The sequence below is a fragment of the Cohnella sp. LGH genome, from assembly GCF_017671885.1.
Taxonomy (GTDB): Bacteria; Bacillota; Bacilli; order Paenibacillales; family Paenibacillaceae; genus Cohnella; species Cohnella phaseoli.
Genome location: NZ_CP072117.1, coordinates 7526962 through 7545991, shown reverse-complemented (window position 1 = coordinate 7545991; position 19030 = coordinate 7526962). Strand labels below are relative to the sequence as shown.

The following is a 19030-nucleotide window of genomic DNA, read 5'->3' as shown; positions in this document are numbered from 1 at the left end:
CTGCGTAAACTCATGTGTGTCGATTGGAACCATTGTAGGTCAATCATAAGTCTCCGGAAGGTACGTCCCCCTTTTGTCATCGACCATTTCAATCAACCTGCTGTGAGAAAGCCTCGTTTGACTGTTTTAGATTTACCAATAATCAAGTTGGTGATAGAATCAATTGGGAAATATAGCATTTGGTCTCTACTCAAGCAATGCTAACGTCTAGAGGTTCTCGATCATGTTTCTGGATTAGGGATCGTTTGGAATAAGGATAAAGTAGAATTGAAGCTTTACGATTGGATTCCACTTGTGGAAGATGCAGTAGATAAGGAAGCTGCGGAGGAAGTGAAAGAGCTTATTCGGCTTGGAGCAAATCCATCCTTTGCACTTATGTACAGTATACAGAATGAAACTCCTAATATTGAAATCGTAAATATCGCATTAGATGCGATCGACAATATTTTGGAACCAGCTAATTATTTTGATGCGGCCGTCAAATATAAACAAACTGAAATTGTACGATTGATGCTTGAGAAGGGAAAGGTGACAAAAGAAAGCGCCCCTAAACTTGAGCATGGACTTTCTTATATTGGCAGTGCGTTGGGCAAGTGGAATCTGCAGCAAGAAAGTGCTACAGCGAGAATTCCGCCTGAGGTAACGACCCCGCCTTCCGGGGAAGTGGCGCAGCTTCTTTATGAGCATGGTTTTGAAATCGTTCCTTTGGATGTGTACGAGGCTCTAGCTTCCCGTAATACACAGAACTTGGAATGGTTGCTTAGTCATGGAGCAGACCCCAACGGGGAGACGGTAAAGCTGGTTTATCTGGACGACACGGAAAAAAATATTTATTTTCATGCTTACGGTTTTGAGCGGGACCCTCAACGCAAACAAAAATTGATTGTATCGGCATATGAAATCACCAGTTGGAATCCAAGTCTTGAGAATATGCAAAACCTTAACTTGCTTATCGTTAATTACAAAACAAATCTTGATCCGCTCACCCAAGCCCAGAAAGATCGATTGCTTGAGCTTGCCTTAAGCAATACGATGCAAGAGCTCGCGAACGTCTTGAGAGAAGCGGGAGCCAAATAGTCGGGGCTGATGGATGATATAAAAGTGTTCTTTCGTTTTCTACGCGAACGAAAGGATGCTTTTTTTGTTATTTTCCCCAACAAATCTCCCCGTCGTCATACTTCCGCCATGTTCGTTCAACCGGAAATGCGCGAAGATAAGAGCATGAAACAACGGCCGCAATAACACGCAACTTAGAGCGAGGCGCTCAAGAGGGCTACTTCGTCCAAGAAAAGGGTGGAAGGAGCAAAACTGCTTCTCCGTTAAGCCTTCTCGAACTTTTCCTCGCTCTACTAAAATCACATATGACCGGCGAGGCGCCGGGGAGGGCTACTTCGCCACTTAGCGCACCCAATTGATTTGCCCGGGCTTTACGGCAGGTTCGAGTCCTGCAGTCAACCTTCTCCGCCCTTTCCTCGCCGGTTCCTACAATTAAGGAGGTAATTGTAATGAGCTTCGCAAAAAAGCTGTTTTCGGTCATCCGACCTACAATAAGCAATAGAGAAGGCTATCCGGCATATGCTCGCTCCATTGAAGAGCAGTACGTGCAGACGCTGGTGACCAATACGTTCGGCAATACGTTTTACGCGGATCAGCAGACGCTGCTGGACGAAGCCGACGAGCTCCACCGCGAAATGGCGCAGAATCGTCCGCAATTCATGGCACAGGCGCTCGTCTATGCCCGCAACGAAGGCTACATGCGGCTTCAGCCGCTGTACGGTCTGGCGATTCTATCGCAGTATCGTCCGGATTTGTTTGCCAAAGCGTTCCCGCAAGTTGTGCGGATTCCTTCCGATTTGTCCGATTTTCTGACGATTCTGAAGGGAATGGGCAGAGGCGAAGGCGGCCGGGCGGTTAAACGTCAAGTGAGCCGGTTTCTGGCGGGAGTGTCCGAATATTGGGCGATCAAATACAACGGCAGGGGTCGGGGCTACAGCTTGGGCGACGCGATCGCAACCGCTCATCCGAAGCCTGCGGACCTGAAACAGCAAGCATTGTTCCGTTATTTGCGGGGCCAGGAGGCGAATCTGACTCTCCTTCCGCAAGTCGGGGCGTTGGAGCAGCTGAAGCGGGCGGCGACGGAGCAGGAACGGCTGCACTGGATTGAAAATGGCAAGCTGCCGCACGAAGTTGTGACCGGTGCAGTGAAGCCGACGAAGGCGATCTGGGAGGCACTGCTTGGTCAGATGCCGACGTTTGCTCTGCTTCGTCACTTGAGCACGCTGGAACGCGAAGGTGTGCTGGAAGACCGCCGCAACCTTGATGCCGCAATTGCTCGACTGACCGATCCGGTCGCTCTGAGCAAGGCCAAGATTTTGCCTTTCCGGTTCGCGAAAGCGTTCCGTCAAGTGAAGCATCCGGAGCTGCGAGACGCGCTGCGGGATGCGGTGGAGCTTACGTTCGCCAACCTGCCCGACCTGGAAGACCGCACGGCGATCTTCCTCGACATCTCGGGATCGATGGACGGCGAATATTTGCAGACCGGCTCGGTGTTCGCGCTGGCTTTGTACAAGAAAACACAGGGTAACTCTCTGTTCTGGTTGTTCGACACGGAAGCGGAGGATGGTTACCCGTCGCGCCGGGACAGCATTCTATCGCAGGCGGAGCGGATTCAGACGCGCGGCGGCACGGATACCGGAGCTCCGGTCCGCAAGCTGCTATCCGAACGGCATAAGGTCGATCAGATCGTCATCATCACCGACGAACAACAAAACAGCGGCAGCATGTTCTATCGGGAGCTGGCGAACTATCGCGCCAAGGTGAACCCGCAGGTGAAGGCGTTCATCATCGACATCTCGCCTTACCGCAGCGCAATGGTTCCGCCGCAAGATCCGAATACGTACTACATCTACGGTTGGAGCGATACGGTGCTGAGCTACATCGCTCAGACCGCGAAGGGCTACGATTCGCTAGTGGAGACCGTCAAGAAGATAGAGCTGTAGAAAACGACATTTTGAGAGGGGAACTGTACGATATGAAATTAGCGGAAGCGCTCGTCCTGCGCGCCGATACTCAGAAGAAGATTGCGCAGCTGAGACAGCGACTGGAGAGAGTCGTAAAGGTTCAAGAGGGAGAGCTTCCTGCGGAAGATCCGTCGTCCCTGCTTCGAGAGTTGGAGCAAACGCTAGACGAACAGACCGAATGGATTCGCAAGATCAATCGAACGAACGCAACGGTGTCTTTCGCCGAGGGATTGAGCATTTCGGACGCCTTGGCGGAAAGAGATCGAATCATGCAGCATCGCAAGCTGTTGGGGGATGTGCTTGAGCAGGCTTCGATAAAGCAGGATCGCTTCAGCCGCTCCGAAGTGAAATACGAGCGGACAATCGACGTCGTTCAGATCCAGACTAAGGTCGACGCCCTGTCGAAAGCCTACCGTGAATATGATTTTCGCATTCAGGAGCTGAACTGGCGGACCGATCTGCTCGAGGAATAGCCGCGAAGGTAGTCTCTCCCGGCGAAGGCGAGCGCAACCCGCCAACGGGCAAGTTGGACCTCCTTGAGTAGACGCGGGGCCATGTCTATCTTTTCATGAATTAGCCCAGTAATGTAACAAGAATGCGCCTAAGCATGGAAGTACTGTGTACTGGTTAATGTGACGACCACGCGCTGATTTGCTAGGAGAGACGAGGGTGGGGAAGGGGATTGCGGCTAATCCGCTCCGATTGATATTTCATAAACGATTCGTTTTTATAGAGGTGATAGAAATGGAAGCCATACGTCAGACAATAACCGAACAACTGGAGCGTCTGGAGAGCGAGGAGCAAGTTCGCATTCTGTACGCCTGCGAATCGGGCAGCCGGGCGTGGGGCTTTCCTTCCCGGGATAGCGATTACGATGTGCGATTCATCTACGTCCGCAAGCCGGAGTGGTACTTGTCGATTTTCGACCGGCGGGACGTTATCGAGCGCCCGATCAGCGACAAGCTCGACATCAGCGGCTGGGATTTGCGCAAGGCGCTGAACCTGTATCGCAAATCGAACCCGCCGCTGCTCGAATGGCTGCAATCGCCGATCCGCTATGCCGAGAAATCCGAAGTTGCGAGTCAGCTTCGTCGTATTTCTCCGCTGGCTTTTTCCCCGAAATCCTGCATGTACCACTATCTCAACATGGCGCGGGGCAACTATCGGGATTATTTGCAGGGAGAGCGCGTGCGGATCAAGAAATATTTCTATGTTCTGCGACCCGTTCTGGCATGCGAATGGATCGAGCGTTACGGCGAGATGCCGCCCATAGAGTTCGATACGCTGGTAGAGCGGCTAATTCCGCGATCGGGAAGCTTGGGAGAGACAGTGGCGGAGCTGCTGGCGCGCAAAAAGTCGGGCGACGAACTGGACATCGAGCCTAAGCTTGCCCCGATTAACGATTACTTGGAAAAAAGATTGCAAGAGCTGGAAAGCTCGGCGATCGAGATGAAAACGGCCGACGCCAAGCTGGAAGCGCAGTTGGACGACTTGTTTCGCTCGGCTTTAGTAGACAACTGGTCATATTAAGAGGAAACGATCTATGTTGAACCACGAAAAGGGTGGAGAGTAGCCAATGGAATGGAGAAAGGGAATGGTTTTGCCGCGAGTTTTGGCTTTGAGTTGCTTACCTATACAGATCCTATCGATCCAAGCAACTCAAAACAACCTGTCTGAAGCCGGCAAAATCATCCCTTTCGGAATGCAATGGCTCGGCTCTTCAATCGCCCTATTTTGGTTCAACGTATATAGCAAGGAGAGATAGAGAAATGACTTACCAGACAATTGACGGCGTGCGCGTATGGGGCAACCCCGATGCCGGCGCGCTGTCCCAAGCGAAAACCTGCGCGGAGCACGGCAACGTCGTGCAAGTGCTGCTAATGGCCGATCACCACAAAGGCTACAGCCAGCCGATCGGCGGCGTTGTCGCTTACGAGGGGCAAATTTCGCCCTCCGGCGTCGGCTATGACATTGCTTGCGGCAACAAAGCAGTGCGGACGAACGTGCTGGCGGCGGACATTAAACCGATACTACCCGCCGTGATGGATCAGATCGCCAGAAAAATATCTTTCGGCGTTGGGCGCGTTAACAGCGAAAAGGTGGATCACGACCTGTTCGACGATCCCGACTGGAGTGTGTATTCGGCGATCGGAAAGCAGGAGCATGACAAGCTGAAGGCGCTGGCCCGCGATCAGCTCGGAACGGTCGGCAGCGGAAACCACTATGTGGATCTGTTCGAAGAACCGGAGACGGGTCTTCTCTGGATCGGCAACCATTTTGGAAGTCGCGGTTTCGGCCATAAGACGGCGAGCGGATTTCTCAATCTGGCCGCCGGACGGGACTTCCTAGCGAATGCGCCGGGAGAGAAGATGGACCAGCCGCCCGTGCTGCTCGATCTGGACAGCGAGCTCGGCGATCTGTACTACCGGGCGATGAAGCTGGCCGGTCGATATGCATACGCGGGCCGCGATTACGTTATCGCACAGGTGCTGTCGCTCTTGAGCGCAAGCGCCGATTTCGAAGTGCATAACCACCACAACTACGCTTGGAAGGAAACCCATGTCGGCAAAACGACAATGGTCGTCCGCAAAGGCGCGACTCCGTCCGCTCCGGGACAGCTCGGTTTTATCGGCGGCAGCATGGGGGACATCTCTGTAATCGTAAGAGGGAAGGATACGGACGAGAATCGCGATTCCTTTTACAGCACCGTGCACGGAGCAGGTCGGATTATGAGTCGTACGCAGGCGGCCGGCAAAATGAACTGGAAAACTCGCAGCCGTTCAGGCGGGCAGATCACACCTGAGCAAATGAAGCAAGCCGTTCTGGCCTTCGGAGTGGAGCTGCGCGGAGCCGGTACGGACGAAAGCCCGTTCGTCTATCGAAAGCTGCAGGAGGTGCTGGACGCTCATGCCGGTACAATCGAGGTTCTGCATGTGTTGAAGCCAATCGGCGTCTGCATGGCCGGCGCGGACGAGTTCGATCCGTATAAGGACTGAGCGGATGGGATTAGGGCGTGTCTGAAAACCCGCTCAGGGGCATCTTTCACCACCTTTTCGCCCCCTGCTTCGTCACTTTTGCTTGACGTACCCCGGTACGCCTTCGCAAAAGTTCCTTGCATGGAACGAAAATTCGGCAAAATCTGCTGCCCTCGGAGTATTCAGACACGCCCTAGGCACCCGATAGAAAAACTGAGCAAATGGGATATTGACAAAACTTCCCTGCCGCGTATATGATAGACACTATCTTACTAAGAAAGGAGGCCGAAGGACATGACCGTCATTTACAACAGCCGCAACGCCGTTATGCCGCAACTGAATATTTCGTTCATTGTCCATCGGCCTCTACGGGCCCCAGCCAAGGAAAGTGAAAGATAACCGCCCCATCAGGTAACGTTCGGGAGAGGGGACGGCAATCTTTCGTATTCACTATGCGCAGAAGACCGTGAGCGATGAGGCTTGCGGTTTTTTTGCGTTTTATTTTTCGACTAAATTGGAATTAAGAGAGAGGTTATTATACTTTATGGAACAAAATGTTAACGATCTTTATTATCGGCGAATCGATCTCCCTGCCGGGGATCTCCACGTATTCGCGCACGACGATCTGTTTTATGCCATGGGGAACAAAGTGCTTGAGATGGCGAACAACAATCTGCAAATTCCGAATATCCGCTATATGAGCTACACGCCCGACGCCCATGTCGGAGTCGGCACGTGCATTGGCACAACGGCGGTGTGGGGCGTGGCGGACGGTTTCGTCTCTCCCTCTATCGTCGGCAGCGACATCGGCTGCGGGATGCGGGTGCACCTGACGAATTTGCAGGCGGAAGACCTCCAGGACGTCAAGCTTCGCCGCAAGCTGGTTAAGGCGATCGAGAAACGTATCCCGGTGGAAAATCATGCAAGAGGATACTTCTCCGACATTCGTCTGGAGGATGTGCTGCGCAAAGGGCTTCACGGCCTCCCTGGAAAATATGTGCCGGATGCTTACACGCCGAGGAAAGCGACTTCCATGACCCATGTCGAGTGCAGCCGGTTTCGGTTTGACGAGAGCGAGCTGGATCGCATCGCGATGCCGGTGTGGCACAGGGCGCATCGCCAGCTTGGCACGCTGGGCAACGGCAATCATTTTATCGAAATTCAAGCTTTGAGCATTCCCGAGGACAACCGCGCCATAGCGGAACGGTGGGGACTTCGGGACGGCCAAGTCGCGGTGATGATCCATTCCGGTTCTCGCTCCTGGGGCGGCGCTGTTAATCAGTATTGCGGCTCCCAGGTCGCCAAGACGATGAGCAAGCTCGGACTCGGCACGGCCGATCCGAAGCTCGCCTATGCGCCGCTGGATAGCGAAGCGGGCAGGATTTATGCGAATTTGATGTATTCGGCGCTTAATTTCGCGGTTGCGAATCGGCATCTGATGGCGTTCGCGGTGCGCGATGCCTTTAAGGAAACGTTCGGCTCCCGTGCGGAATTGAGCACGCTCTACGACCTGATGCACAACTATGCTTGCGAGGAGAGCCACGGGGAAGAGGCGATGCTCGTTCATCGCAAAGGCACGACGCGCGCGCTGCCGGCCGGACATGCCGGCAATCCCGAGCCATATCGCGAGACGGGACATCCCGCGCTTATTCCCGGCTCGATGGGAACGGCCTCCTATTTGATGGTCGGAGCTCCAGAAGGCTCGCGCAACTACCATTCGATCTGTCACGGAGCGGGCAGGATTCGTTCTCGCAACGCAACCAAGCAGCTTGTTACGGTAGACGAGTTTGCATCTTCGCTGCGAATCGGTCAGGACGACGAGGTTGTGTTGAATCATCGCGCGCTCGAGTCGCTTGTGGACGAATCGCCGCAGGCTTACAAAGACGTAGACCAAATTATCGACAGCGTTGTCCAGGCGAGGCTGGCCTCCGTCGTCGCCAAGTGCCGTCCGCTGGCGGCGGTAAAAGGAGTGTGATCCTAATATGACGATTATGACGGCCAACACTGTCCCTAATACAGCCAATGCTGCCGCAAAGCCTCATTTTCTGGTGAAATCCGGCGGGACGCCTCTTAATGTGGAAAACTACTTCAACTATATTTCCACGGTTCAGGCCATCATTGATTTTCTGAGCGAGCGGTATAATGGAGGCTTCCGCCTCTATTTCCAGGATGACGGCAACGAAGTATGGAACGGGCTGGAAGAGGATCTTCGCAGCGGCTACGCGGGAGTCGAGCATGCGGCGAGCCTGTATGACCTGGTTGAGACGGACGTATTCGAGTACGCCGCGGATTCCGATCCGCAGCGTTCGGGTTATACGATCCGTCCCGCCGTCCGCAACAATCTGTTCGTGTACCGCGATCATCTCGTCGCGCTGACCCGAATCCCGAGAGTGACGCTGCACGGTCTCGGCTTTGAGGATTTAATTTTCTGCCAATCGGACGAAGGGCTTATGCGCTTTCTGGAGGATATGCGGGTGCGCAGACTCGCCGATCCGAAAATCATCGTCTTCACCGACACCCGGGACGGACTGGAGCAGGAGCGGAAAGAGGTCGGGTACGCGGTCAGTCGGGAGGACGTGTTTATGGAAAATGAGCTGAAGACGCAGGTTTACCGTTCGATCGACGAGTTTTTCTCCAAGGATCGCGCGTTTTTCCAAACCTACGGTCTTCCCTACAAGCGGGGAATTCTGCTGTACGGCAAGCCGGGAAACGGGAAGACGACGCTGGTGAAGTCGATCTCGTCCACGACGGGGGCTCCGGTCGCCTACTGGCAGATTACCGAGTACACGAGCAGCGGCTCGATCAAGGAAGTGTTCGATACGGCCTCGCAGCTTGCGCCGATGGTGCTCGTTATTGAAGATATCGATTCGATGCCGGAATCCTGCCGCTCCTATTTTCTTAACACGCTGGACGGAGCCACGTCTAAGGAAGGCATCTACCTCATCGGCACGACCAATTATCCGGAGAAAATCGATCCGGCGCTAATGAACCGGGCCGGACGCTTCGACCGGGCGTACGAAGTGAAGTCTCCCGACGAAGTGATTCGATGCGCTTATTTGGCCCATATTGGCTTGCGGCGTCTTGCGAGCGAGGAGGAGATGGCACGAGCAGCCCGGCAAACGGACGGATTCACGCTTGCCCAGCTTAGCGAGCTATACGCCTCGGCCGCGCTGCAGATGCATTACGAGAACGAAGTCGATCTTGAGCGGCTGATCGCCGGGATGAAATCGGACTACGCCAAAGATCGCAGCCGAGAGTGGATGACGGAGGATAAGTCGCGTAAAATGGGATTTGCGTAACTTGATCGATGAGGAGGGGATGAAGTGGATTTCGGACAGTTGAAAAAGCTTATGGCCGAGAGCCGGAATATCGTGTTTTTCGGCGGGGCGGGCACTTCGACGGAAAGCGGAATTCCCGACTTTAGGTCGGCGGACGGGTTATATCAAGCGCAAGGCGGGGGACAGATCGCTCCGGAGGAAATTTTGAGCCATGATTTTTTCATGGCTCGCACGGCAGACTTTTACGACTTCTATAGAAGTAAAATGGTGTATCCCGACGTTCTGCCTAACGCCGCCCATTACGCTCTGGCGGGGCTGGAGCAGCAAGGACGGCTTGCCGCGGTCATTACCCAGAATATCGACGGGCTCCATCAGAAGGCCGGCAGCCGCAACGTGCTCGAGCTGCACGGCTCGGTCCATCGGAACTTCTGCATGAATTGCCGCGAGACATACTCGCTGCAGGACGTGCTGAAATCGGAGGGGGAGTACCCCCGCTGCAAGCGCTGTGGCGGTATCGTTAAGCCGGACGTCGTACTATATCAGGAAAGTCTGGATATGGATCTGCTTCAGCGGGCGGCCGAATACATTCGGCAGGCGGATGTCCTGATCGTTGCGGGCACTTCGCTGACCGTTCAACCGGCCGCCGGGCTGGTCAGGCTTTACGAAGGGAGCAAGTTCATTCTGATCAACAAGAGCGCGACACCGATGGACGGGATGGCCAATTATTTGATTTCCGACAGCGTGGCGAAGGTCTTGGCGGCGATGACGGCCGGCGGCGAAACTCCTTGACAGGCATTAACTCGCCTCGGTCGGCCAAGTTGTTATTCGCTATTTTGGACTAAATGAGCTATAATGGACGTATAGACGTCTGGCCGAACTCACATAGCGTAGAGGGTTATTCTTTGATGCAATAGCCTTGTACGTTATGTGTTTTTTATTTTTTGATTAAATATGAGTGTTGTGCGCCTCTGGCCCGTCATTTTGGGCATTTTAATCTTTGTACCCACCACTTAACAGAAAGAGGGAATGCACGTGTATTATTCTCGAAAAAAACCGTTCGAAGAGGTGCCGGCAGAGATGACCGCCGTTTGGCTTTGCTCCGGGGAGAACTGCAAGCGATGGATGAGAGATAATTTCACGTTTTCCCTTGTCCCCGTATGTCCGGAATGCCAATCCGAGATGGTCAGAGGCGAGAAAATGCTTGCCACGTTATCGAACACAAGTCCCAACCAGAGTAAAGGGCGTCGCTGAAAGTCGTTCCTAGACCCGGGCGGCTCTCGGCCTCCAGCGTTCCTCCATGAGCGAGCGTCATTCCTTGGCGATCGCGAGGCCGAGCCCCATGCCGCCGCTGTTGCGCGTACGGGCTTCATCCGTCCGATAGAATCCGCCTTCGGGCTCTTGGCGGCGCATTCGCTTTTTCGCTTCCTGGCGTGGTTGCTGGCAGCCTGCATCGTAGCGCCGCCCGGTTTAACTCCGCCGGGTCTGCTCCAACAACTCAACTTCCTTCGCGGCCTTCGAAGCCTTTTTGCCGATTTTGTACGACTTGGCGACTTTAACGCCTTTCGTGGCTTTGAACAGCTTCAGCCCCTTTAACGCTTTTAACCCCTTTAGGCCCTTCAACGCGCTTAACCCCGTTAACGAACCGAGACCGACGACCGCATCGACGAACTGCGTCACGGAAATCGACGATACTACGGCGAGAATGCTCAGCCATTGCTCCTTGAAAAACCTGCGAACATCCTTCGTAACGAAGAACAGCACGCCCAACTCGATAATGAAAAACCATAAAATGTAGTGGGCAATCGTCTCGAGCGGCGTTTTGATGTCCTTGGAAACGGAAGTGAAGCTTATAACGGTAACGAATACGAGATACAGCGAAAGGATAAGGGATACGACTAGGTACCACTTTTTGAAATAGGCTTTGGACATAGCGGATGAACGCCTCCTGCTCGAAACTGGAATTAGTGTAGCACGATTCCCGCCGCACAGGCTAGAGGTGAAGCTGTGGGTGCGCGTAAGCAGGCTGTCGGGTATAATGAGCTATCGATATCTGCGCGGAGGAGCCCGGAGATGGAAACGAACGTAATCGAAGAGATGGCGAGCATCTCTTTGCGGCGGTGCGAATCGCAGACCGAATTGACGGACGAGCGTGCTCACGGCCTGTTTGTCGTCATTAGCGGAATGGGCGATATGACGATTCGTCACCAGAAGATTCCCGTTTCGATGGGGAGGTGCTATTATGCGGCGCCAGGAGCCAAGACGACGGTGTCCCCGCACTTCAATAGCCTGGATTTATATCATATCCGGTTCGAACGATGGAGGAAAACGGAGAACGATCGTCGGGAACCGATATGGGTAGCCGACCTTTCGGAATGGCTGCCGGAGGGCGCGTTGGATGTAGGGGACGAAGGACGTTATCTGGAACAGGCGAGCGTTCTGCACGGCATCGTAGAACGGGACGAGCTTGCGATGTATCGTCGGCGCTTGCTGTTCCAGGAAATTCTCTACGAATGCTTCCGAGCCTGCGTAGGCCGCACAGAGGAGCAGAAGGATTCGCAGGGTGCCATTCGACATGCGATCCGCTACATCCAAGAGCATTACCGCGAAGAATTGCACAGAGACGAGTTGGCCAGGATGGCCAACATCAGTCCGGAGTATTTTTCACAACAGTTCAAGACTGTTAGCGGGAGCAGTCTGACCGACTACTTGGCAGGCGTTCGCATTGGGCATGTCAAGGAGAGGCTGCTATTTACGAACGAGCGATTAGCCGAGATCGCTAAGGCGGTCGGGTATCGGGACGAATACTATTTAAGCCGCAAATTCAAGAACGTCACGGGCATGTCTCCAAGTGCCTATGTCAAATCCGACAAAAAAATCGTGTCCCTGAATCCGCATTTGACCCGTCATTTGCTTGCGCTCGGAATCGTGCCTGCAGCGACTGTCACATATCCTTGGGGGTTCGGCGACTATCAGGAGTGGATGGACGAACAGGGCTGCGTCTGCCGCAGCTGGGACAAGGGCTTCTCCGACGAGGAACTGCTGCGGATGGAGCCGGAGCTGCTGCTGTGCATCGACAACGTTTCCCCGGACCGGTTGAGCTTCTATCGCGGAATCTGTCCCACGCTGGTTATCCCCTGGTATTTGTCAGACTGGCGCGGGCATTTCCGGGAAGTGGCAAGGGCCGTCAACCGACGGACGGAAGCGGAGAGCTGGCTGAAGGCATTCGCCGCCAAGGCCGATGCAACCCGGAATGCCATTCGGGAAGCGGTGGGAGCCGAACTGACCGTCCTCATTTACAATGTTAGGGGAGACGCGGCTTTTGTCTATCGGAACCGTGCGATGGGCAGCCAAGTCATCTACGACGAGCTTGGAATGAGGATGCCCGTTAGCGTCCAAGCCCGATCGGTCCAAGGCAACTTCATCCCGGTCGAACCGAAAGAAGTGATCCCGCGTTTTCCGCCGATTGTATTTTACTATCCGTGGACAGGTCGCCGGAAGCCAAGGAGCGTGCGGAACGCATGCTGGAATCTTCGGAATGGAAGTTCTTCTGTAATCTTCCCGGCAAGCGCGTTCGCGAAGTGGATATGGCGAGATGGCACGGCTACGATCCGCTGTCCATCCTATGGCAGTTGGAAGACGCAGCCAAGCTATTCGCCTTATGAGAGTGCAAATAAGTTCTTACGCCCGTACATGGAGGCCGGACGCCCTCTTTGATATGATTCTTATGATAATGAGAATCAGTATCAGGAGGATGAATATGAAGGCAACGTTACGTTATCGACTACTTATCGCGGGGGCTCTAATCGCTCTTCTGCTCCTCGCCGCATGCGGCAAAGACAATGGAACCGAAGCTTCGCCCTCCGCTACTCCTTCCGCCGAAACTTCCGTACCCGCGTCCGCAGCGGCATCCGGATCCGACACGTCCTCGGCGGAACAGGAAAGCGGCAAGAGAATATACGAACACGCCATGGGCAGCACGGAAATTCCGACTCATCCGCAGCGCGTCATATCCATTCAATATACAGGAGCCATGCTGGCACTTGGAGTGAAGCCGGTCGGCGCCGACGACGAATGGTCCGTCTATCCGCTGCTGAAGGAGGAGTGGGCGGGGATCGAAGACGTAGGAGACCCTTGGACGGGATTAAACCTGGAGAAAATCATTTCCCTGCAGCCCGATCTGATCGTCACGCACGTCGAACAGACTTACGAGCAATTGGCGAAAATCGCGCCGACGATTTTCATCCCATGGCTGAAATATGACGTGCGCGGGCAGATTGCCGAATTTGGCGACATACTGGGCAAGCAGGAGGAGGCCGCCCAATGGCTTGCCGACTTCGATGCCAAAGTGGAAGCGACCAAGCTCAAAGCGGCGGAGCTGATCGGCCCAGACGAGACGGTCGCCATCGTTAACCTCCGGCCGACAAATCAATTTATCTATGGCAACAGCGCCATGGGAGGCTATGTGATTTATCAGGCGCTCGGACTCAAAGCTTCGGAAACGATCCAGCGGGACGTGATCGATCAGAAGCTGGCGATGCTCGAAATCTCGGAAGAGGTCATCGGAGACTACGCGTCCGCGGATCACGTATTCCTATCGGTACTGGAGGCGGACGGCGGCAAGGAGAGAGCGGAGGAAATCAAGAAGAGCGGATTATGGGCCAAGCTGCCGGCGGTTCAGAACAACCGGGTGCACGACCTGGATTGGGACACTTATTTTACGACGGACCCCTTATCGACCCTGAAACAGCTTGATGCGTTTATCGAATTGCTGGAGCGGGATCGCGGCTAGGCCGCCTGAGACCGATGGAGTAATATAGCGATAATGAAGCCGCACTGACCTCAACCGGAGGTGGTGCGGCACTTTGTCGTGCCTCTCGGAAGGAAAAACCGGGAACCGTGTCGAAAGAACTAAAGATTTCATTAATTTCCCCGACTAAGGTCAGAGAGGTATGGGCACCATGATCAAATTCAGAAGTCGTCTCGTATCGAAGCTATCGGCGTTTATTTTGGCCGTTTTGATTGTTCTGTCCGGCGCGCTGGTCTACATGCAAATTCAGAATACGAAGAAAGCAAGCGAGGAAGCGATCGGTCAATTCAGCATTCATACGGCGCAAGCGTATGCCGGCCAGTTCGATGTGGAAGCCTATGCGGAATTTCTGCAGGACGTTCAAGAGAGCGACTTATACTGGCGTTTGAGGGCGGAAATGGATCGGTTTCGCGAGCAGATCGGGGCCGTGTTTGTGTACACGGTAGCTATAGACGAGCAGAAGCAGCCGATTCTCCTGATCGACGGTCAGCCGCGGGATTCGGAGGAGGCTTCTCCAATCGGCGAAGTGACCGACATGCCTCCCGAAGCAATTGAAGAAGTATTGCGCGGAAATACGGCCAAGTCGGATATTATTCGCAATCCGGTATACGGAGATTACATATCTGCTTTTGCTCCGCTCTTGGATAAGAACGGCAAGCAAATCGGCATTCTCGGCATCGATACGGATGTGTCCGTGTCGCAGACGATTTATCGAGACGTTCTGGCTCAAAGTACGGCTAGCTTTGCGTTAATGGGCGTGGCCGCGATTGTCTTTTTTGTGCTGATCGTGATGTTCCTGGCGCGGGCGCTGCGTCCTTTGGGTACGGTCGTGCGCGGGGCGGAAGCGATGGCCCGTGGGGATCTTGCAGAAGCAAAGGCTCATTTGGGAGCAAGAAAAGTCGGTTCAGGCGACGAGATCGGACAAACCTATGCGGCGATGTTGAAAATGATCGATCGACTCGGCGTAACGCTTGGGGAAGTGATGAAGGATATCGCTTTGACCGCCCGCGACCTCGTGCAGTCGACCGAACGATTCGGCTCCGAAGCGGAGCGGATGATCGCAATGAATATCGATCTGGAGCAAGCCGCGGCGCGGTTGGCGGACGGGGCCGACAATCAACGTATCGGAGCGGCGCAGAGCGCCAAATCGATGGAGGATATTACTGCGGCTATTCAGAAGGCTTCGGAAGCGTCGGGGAGCGTCACCGAGGCATCGGGCGAAGCGCTGGATTCCGCCGAAGAGGGTGCCGATTCCATTCGCAGACTGAGAGAGCAGGTGCTTGCGATGGCCGCGGTGGCCGTGCAGACGACGCAGTCGGTCCAGGTGCTCAATACCCATATGGCAGAGATCGAGCCCGTGCTGAGATCGATTACGGACATCGCCGATCAGACGAAGCTGCTGGCGCTTAACGCCTCTATCGAAGCCGCCAGGGCGGGCGAGCATGGAGCGGGCTTCGCGGTCGTAGCCGGCGAAGTACGCAAACTGGCCGAGTCCTCAGCTGTCTCCGTTGGGCGGATTACGTCCCTGCTGTACCAGATTAAGCAGGAATCCGGGCAGATCGACGAGCGAATGCAAATCGGCAACGAAGGAATGAGGCTGGGCTCCGAGCTGTCCGATCGGGCGGCAACGCTGTTTAGCCATACAATGGAAAGCTTCGGTCATGTGAACGGACAGATTCAGGAAGTGTCGGCGGTGATTGAAGAGGTGCTGGCCAGCGCCGAGGAGGTCGCCGCCTCGGTAGAACAGATTTCGCAGATTTCTGCGCGGACGGCGGAGAGCACCGAGTCGATCGAACGGATGTCCGTCCATCAGTTGGAGGCGGCCAAGCTGATTGCCGATACGACCGGAATGCTGCGGGAGCGAAGCGCCAGCCTGGAAGCGGCCGTAGCTAAGTTTAAGCTATAGCGTTCTGTAACATCTCGTGACCGATGAACAACTCGCTTCGCGGCTTGCGAACACAACCATTATATACGGAATTCGAACGGTACTGCTAAAGCAAGGCAGCGCCACGAAGGCGGAATTGAGCCAAAGCTTGCGGATCAGCTTTCCTACCGCAAGCAAATTTCTGGACGACATGGAGGCTCGCGGAGAAGCGATCTCGGTCGGATATGACGACTCGAGCGGAGGCAGAAGAGCGAAACGGTATCGATACAATCCCGATTATATGCTCGGGTTGGCCATTTTTTTGGAGAAGGACGAGACTCGTTATACTCTTTTTAACTGTTTGGGGGAGACGATCGAGCAGGACATCACGGCCGGCTTTCTAGACGGAATCGTCGTGAATGGCGAAGTTGTGCGCGGCAAGTCTTTTTTCTCGGGCGAGGTGGCCTTCATTCCGCTGCATGATCGTAGCAATTTCTCCGAAGCGCTCATGGGGGAAGCTTCCGTTCGCACGGAGTCGGTCGGTCGCTTGGTGGCGTTAACGACCGCGATTCTCAATCCCGATCGCGGAGCGTGCCGCTGCTTACGTTCCAAGGGAGCATCTTCCGAAATTGGCGGCAAGCGAGTGGAGAGCGGATTACTTGGTCGGCCTGCAAAGTCTCGGCTTGGACTTGCTGCTCTCGCAACCGGTCGGATAAAGACAACGAAGGAGCTTTACATCTGATGGCCACTTTTTTTATTTTGATTATTTATTTAGCTTTTATCAGCCTCGGATTGCCGGATTCCCTATTAGGGGCGGCCTGGCCGGTGATGAGGCTGGAATTGGGCGCGTCTATCGGCACCGCAGGGGTGATCTCCATGGCGGTTGCGGGCTGCACGATCATATCGAGCTTGGTCAGCGGGGGCATCATTCGGAGGTGCGGCGTTGGCAAAATAACGCTGGCGAGCTGTGTGCTGACGGCGGGAGCCTTGCTCGGATTCGCCTGGTCGCCTTCGTTGATTTGGCTGATCGTATTCGCGATTCCTCTTGGCTTGGGCGCAGGAACCGTGGATGCGGGCTTGAACAATTACGTGGCCGTACATTACAAGGCACATCATATGAGCTGGCTGCACTGTTTCTGGGGAGTGGGCGCGACGCTAGGGCCCGTAATTATGGCTTCGTATATATCCGGGCAAGCTCTGTGGAGGCAAGGCTACCTCGCGGTTGCCGCCATTCAAGGCTTGCTGGTGCTGGTTCTGTTAGTCTCCCTCCCGCTGTGGGATAAAGTTGCTGCCAGAAGCCGCGGGAACCATAACCATTCGGAAGACGGCCATGAACCGGGGGAGCAAGCGCCGGAGTCCGAATCCGGGACGACTAAGCCGTGGCGGATTAAAGGCGTTAAGATTTCGATGATCACCTTCCTGTTTTATTGCAGCGTGGAAGCCGGCGTAGGGCTATGGGGAAGCAGTTTTCTTGTCGGAATGAAAAATCTGCCCGCATCCACGGCGGCGGAGTGGGTTTCCCTGTTTTTTGTCGGCATTACGGTCGGACGTATGATTACAGGGTTTATCACCTTCAAAGTGAGCAATCGGGCGCTTATCCGCTACGGACAGCTTACGGCTTTGGGCGGTACAGTGCTGCTGGCGCTTCCCCTGCCATCCGGTTTTTCTCTCGCCGGATTTATGATCATCGGGTTAGGGTTGGCGCCGATCTTTCCATGCATGCTCCACGAGACGCCCGTGCGGTTCGGGAAGAAGCATTCCCAATCTATCATGGGCTACCAGATGGCGGCAGCCTATACGGGGAGCACCTTCGTGCCGCCCCTTCTTGGAGCATTGGCATCGTATTCCACGATCGGCATCCTGCCCTTCTTTATCGTTGTTTTTGCCGCCATCATGCTGATCTGTACGGAGAAGCTGAACCGCTACTTGATTAAAAGTCCGCGAGCGATCTAACGGGGGAGTCCGCGGGGCTAAGATTAGGCAATCTTCATCTATCTTTTACTCTCGTTTAAGTTCCGTTTAAGCTCTGTCCTCCATGATAGAAGCATAGACGGAAACGAGAGGATGATAGAAGATGAACGAAATGAACGATGAGCGTCGCGAGCCGATGACGGTATATGAAACTCCGCTGGTAGCCTCTTATGAGAAGGAAATGTCGGCCTTCCGCAGTCAGTCTTCCCGCGGGAACGGTATCCCGAACAAGCGCCGAAGCGGCGTTTCGTTCAGCGCTTATCTGGCCTCTTTCCTGGTCGGAGCGATGCTGGTCGGAGGGTTCGGTTATGCCGCGGACCGGAGCAACCTGTTCGGAGGGGATAGCTCGGGAAGCGACACATCCGGCGGCTCTTCGACCCAGACTGCCTCCGGAATTACGGCGGCTTCGCTGAAGAGCAAGGGCGATATCGCCAACGTATTCGAATCGGCCAGCCCGGCAGTGGTCAAAATCGAAAACTATGCCGTCCAAACCTATTCCTCAAGAGGTTTATTCGGAGGCAGGGGAGGCAGCCAGCAGCGCTCGACGAGCGAGCCGATGCTGGCCGGGTCGGGCACGGGTTTCTTTTACTCGACGGACGGCTATATACTGACCAACGAGCATGTTATCGCGGATGCGGACGAGCTTAAGGTGACGGTCCAAGGCTATGACGAGCCGTTGACGGCCAAAGTTGTTGGAGCGAGCTACGAGCTCGACTTAGCCGTGCTGAAGGTCGAAAGCCCGGACGAACAAGCGTTTCCTGCGTTGAAGCTGGGCGACGTCGACCAGACAAGCATCGGAGATTGGGTCATCGCCATCGGCAATCCATACGGGCTGGATCATACGATGACATTGGGCGTGCTCAGCGCCAAAGGGCGCGAGATTACGATCGCCGACGAACAGGGCCCGCATAAGTACGTAAATCTGCTGCAGACCGATGCCTCGATCAACTCAGGCAATTCGGGCGGACCGCTGTTGAACGAGCAGGGCGAAGTCGTCGGAATGAACACGGCGGTTAACGCCGAAGCGCAAGGAATCGGGTTTGCGATTCCGTCCTCGGTCATTAAGGAGGCGCTAGGCAAGCTAATGAACACGAGCTCCGTCGTTTCTTAAGCCT

The 19030-nt window shown here is 54.7% G+C and carries 15 protein-coding genes and 1 pseudogene; 15 read left to right on the top strand and 1 reads right to left on the bottom strand.

Annotation, left to right across the window (positions count from 1 at the left end; genetic code table 11):
* Positions 1-267: 267 nt before the first annotated feature.
* From J4772_RS31105 to J4772_RS31065, 9 genes are all read left to right on the top strand, one after another.
* Positions 268-1077, top strand: a complete 810-nt coding sequence (locus J4772_RS31105) for an ankyrin repeat domain-containing protein (protein WP_209072874.1) — start codon at positions 268-270, stop codon at positions 1075-1077.
* 428 nt (positions 1078-1505) lie between these two features.
* Entirely contained in the window at positions 1506-2999 is a 1494-nt protein-coding gene (locus tag J4772_RS31100; RefSeq protein ID WP_209072873.1) for a TROVE domain-containing protein, read from the top strand.
* A gap of 32 nt (positions 3000-3031) precedes the next feature.
* The gene (locus tag J4772_RS31095) at positions 3032-3493 is read left to right on the top strand and encodes a DIP1984 family protein (protein WP_209072872.1); all 462 of its coding nucleotides are present in this window, start codon (positions 3032-3034) and stop codon (positions 3491-3493) included.
* Positions 3494-3764: 271 nt separating this feature from the next.
* Entirely contained in the window at positions 3765-4550 is a 786-nt protein-coding gene (locus J4772_RS31090; protein ID WP_209072871.1) for a nucleotidyltransferase domain-containing protein, read from the top strand.
* Between the two features lie 239 nt (positions 4551-4789).
* Entirely contained in the window at positions 4790-6016 is a 1227-nt protein-coding gene (locus tag J4772_RS31085; protein ID WP_209072870.1) for an RtcB family protein, read from the top strand.
* 523 nt (positions 6017-6539) lie between these two features.
* Positions 6540-7970 carry an RtcB family protein gene (locus J4772_RS31080; RefSeq protein WP_209072869.1) on the top strand — a complete coding sequence of 477 codons (1431 nt, stop codon included), beginning with the start codon at positions 6540-6542 and terminating at the stop codon, positions 7968-7970.
* A 7-nt stretch (positions 7971-7977) separates the two neighbouring features.
* Positions 7978-9294, top strand: coding sequence for an ATP-binding protein (locus J4772_RS31075; protein WP_209072868.1), 1317 nt, complete (start codon positions 7978-7980; stop codon positions 9292-9294).
* 24 nt (positions 9295-9318) lie between these two features.
* Positions 9319-10062, top strand: a complete 744-nt coding sequence (locus tag J4772_RS31070; RefSeq protein WP_209072867.1) for an NAD-dependent protein deacylase — start codon at positions 9319-9321, stop codon at positions 10060-10062.
* A 237-nt stretch (positions 10063-10299) separates the two neighbouring features.
* Positions 10300-10524, top strand: a complete 225-nt coding sequence (locus J4772_RS31065; protein ID WP_371822786.1) for a cold-shock protein — start codon at positions 10300-10302, stop codon at positions 10522-10524.
* Positions 10525-10740: 216 nt separating this feature from the next.
* Here J4772_RS31065 and J4772_RS31055 read toward each other — a convergent pair whose 3' ends face one another.
* A complete protein-coding gene (locus J4772_RS31055) occupies positions 10741-11202 on the bottom strand; it encodes an ion transporter (protein WP_116062815.1) in 462 nt (153 codons plus the stop codon).
* Positions 11203-11343: 141 nt separating this feature from the next.
* On the opposite strand from J4772_RS31055, the gene J4772_RS31050 reads away from it, so the two are divergent.
* The 6 genes and pseudogenes from J4772_RS31050 to J4772_RS31025 all read left to right on the top strand — a co-directional run bounded on the left by J4772_RS31050 (position 11344) and on the right by J4772_RS31025 (position 19026).
* Positions 11344-12987 (top strand): AraC family transcriptional regulator, encoded by a 1644-nt coding sequence (locus J4772_RS31050; RefSeq protein WP_209072866.1) that lies wholly within the window; start codon positions 11344-11346, stop codon positions 12985-12987.
* A gap of 43 nt (positions 12988-13030) precedes the next feature.
* The gene (locus J4772_RS31045) at positions 13031-14062 is read left to right on the top strand and encodes an ABC transporter substrate-binding protein (RefSeq protein ID WP_209072865.1); all 1032 of its coding nucleotides are present in this window, start codon (positions 13031-13033) and stop codon (positions 14060-14062) included.
* Positions 14063-14231: 169 nt separating this feature from the next.
* Complete coding sequence (locus J4772_RS31040) at positions 14232-15986, top strand: methyl-accepting chemotaxis protein (protein WP_209072864.1); 1755 nt, start codon at positions 14232-14234, stop codon at positions 15984-15986.
* Positions 15987-16002: 16 nt separating this feature from the next.
* Positions 16003-16660 (top strand): annotated as a pseudogene (locus J4772_RS31035) (hypothetical protein).
* A gap of 25 nt (positions 16661-16685) precedes the next feature.
* Complete coding sequence (locus J4772_RS31030; protein WP_209072863.1) at positions 16686-17897, top strand: MFS transporter; 1212 nt, start codon at positions 16686-16688, stop codon at positions 17895-17897.
* Positions 17898-18018: 121 nt separating this feature from the next.
* A complete protein-coding gene (locus J4772_RS31025) occupies positions 18019-19026 on the top strand; it encodes a S1C family serine protease (RefSeq protein WP_209072862.1) in 1008 nt (335 codons plus the stop codon).
* Positions 19027-19030 lie beyond the last annotated feature (4 nt).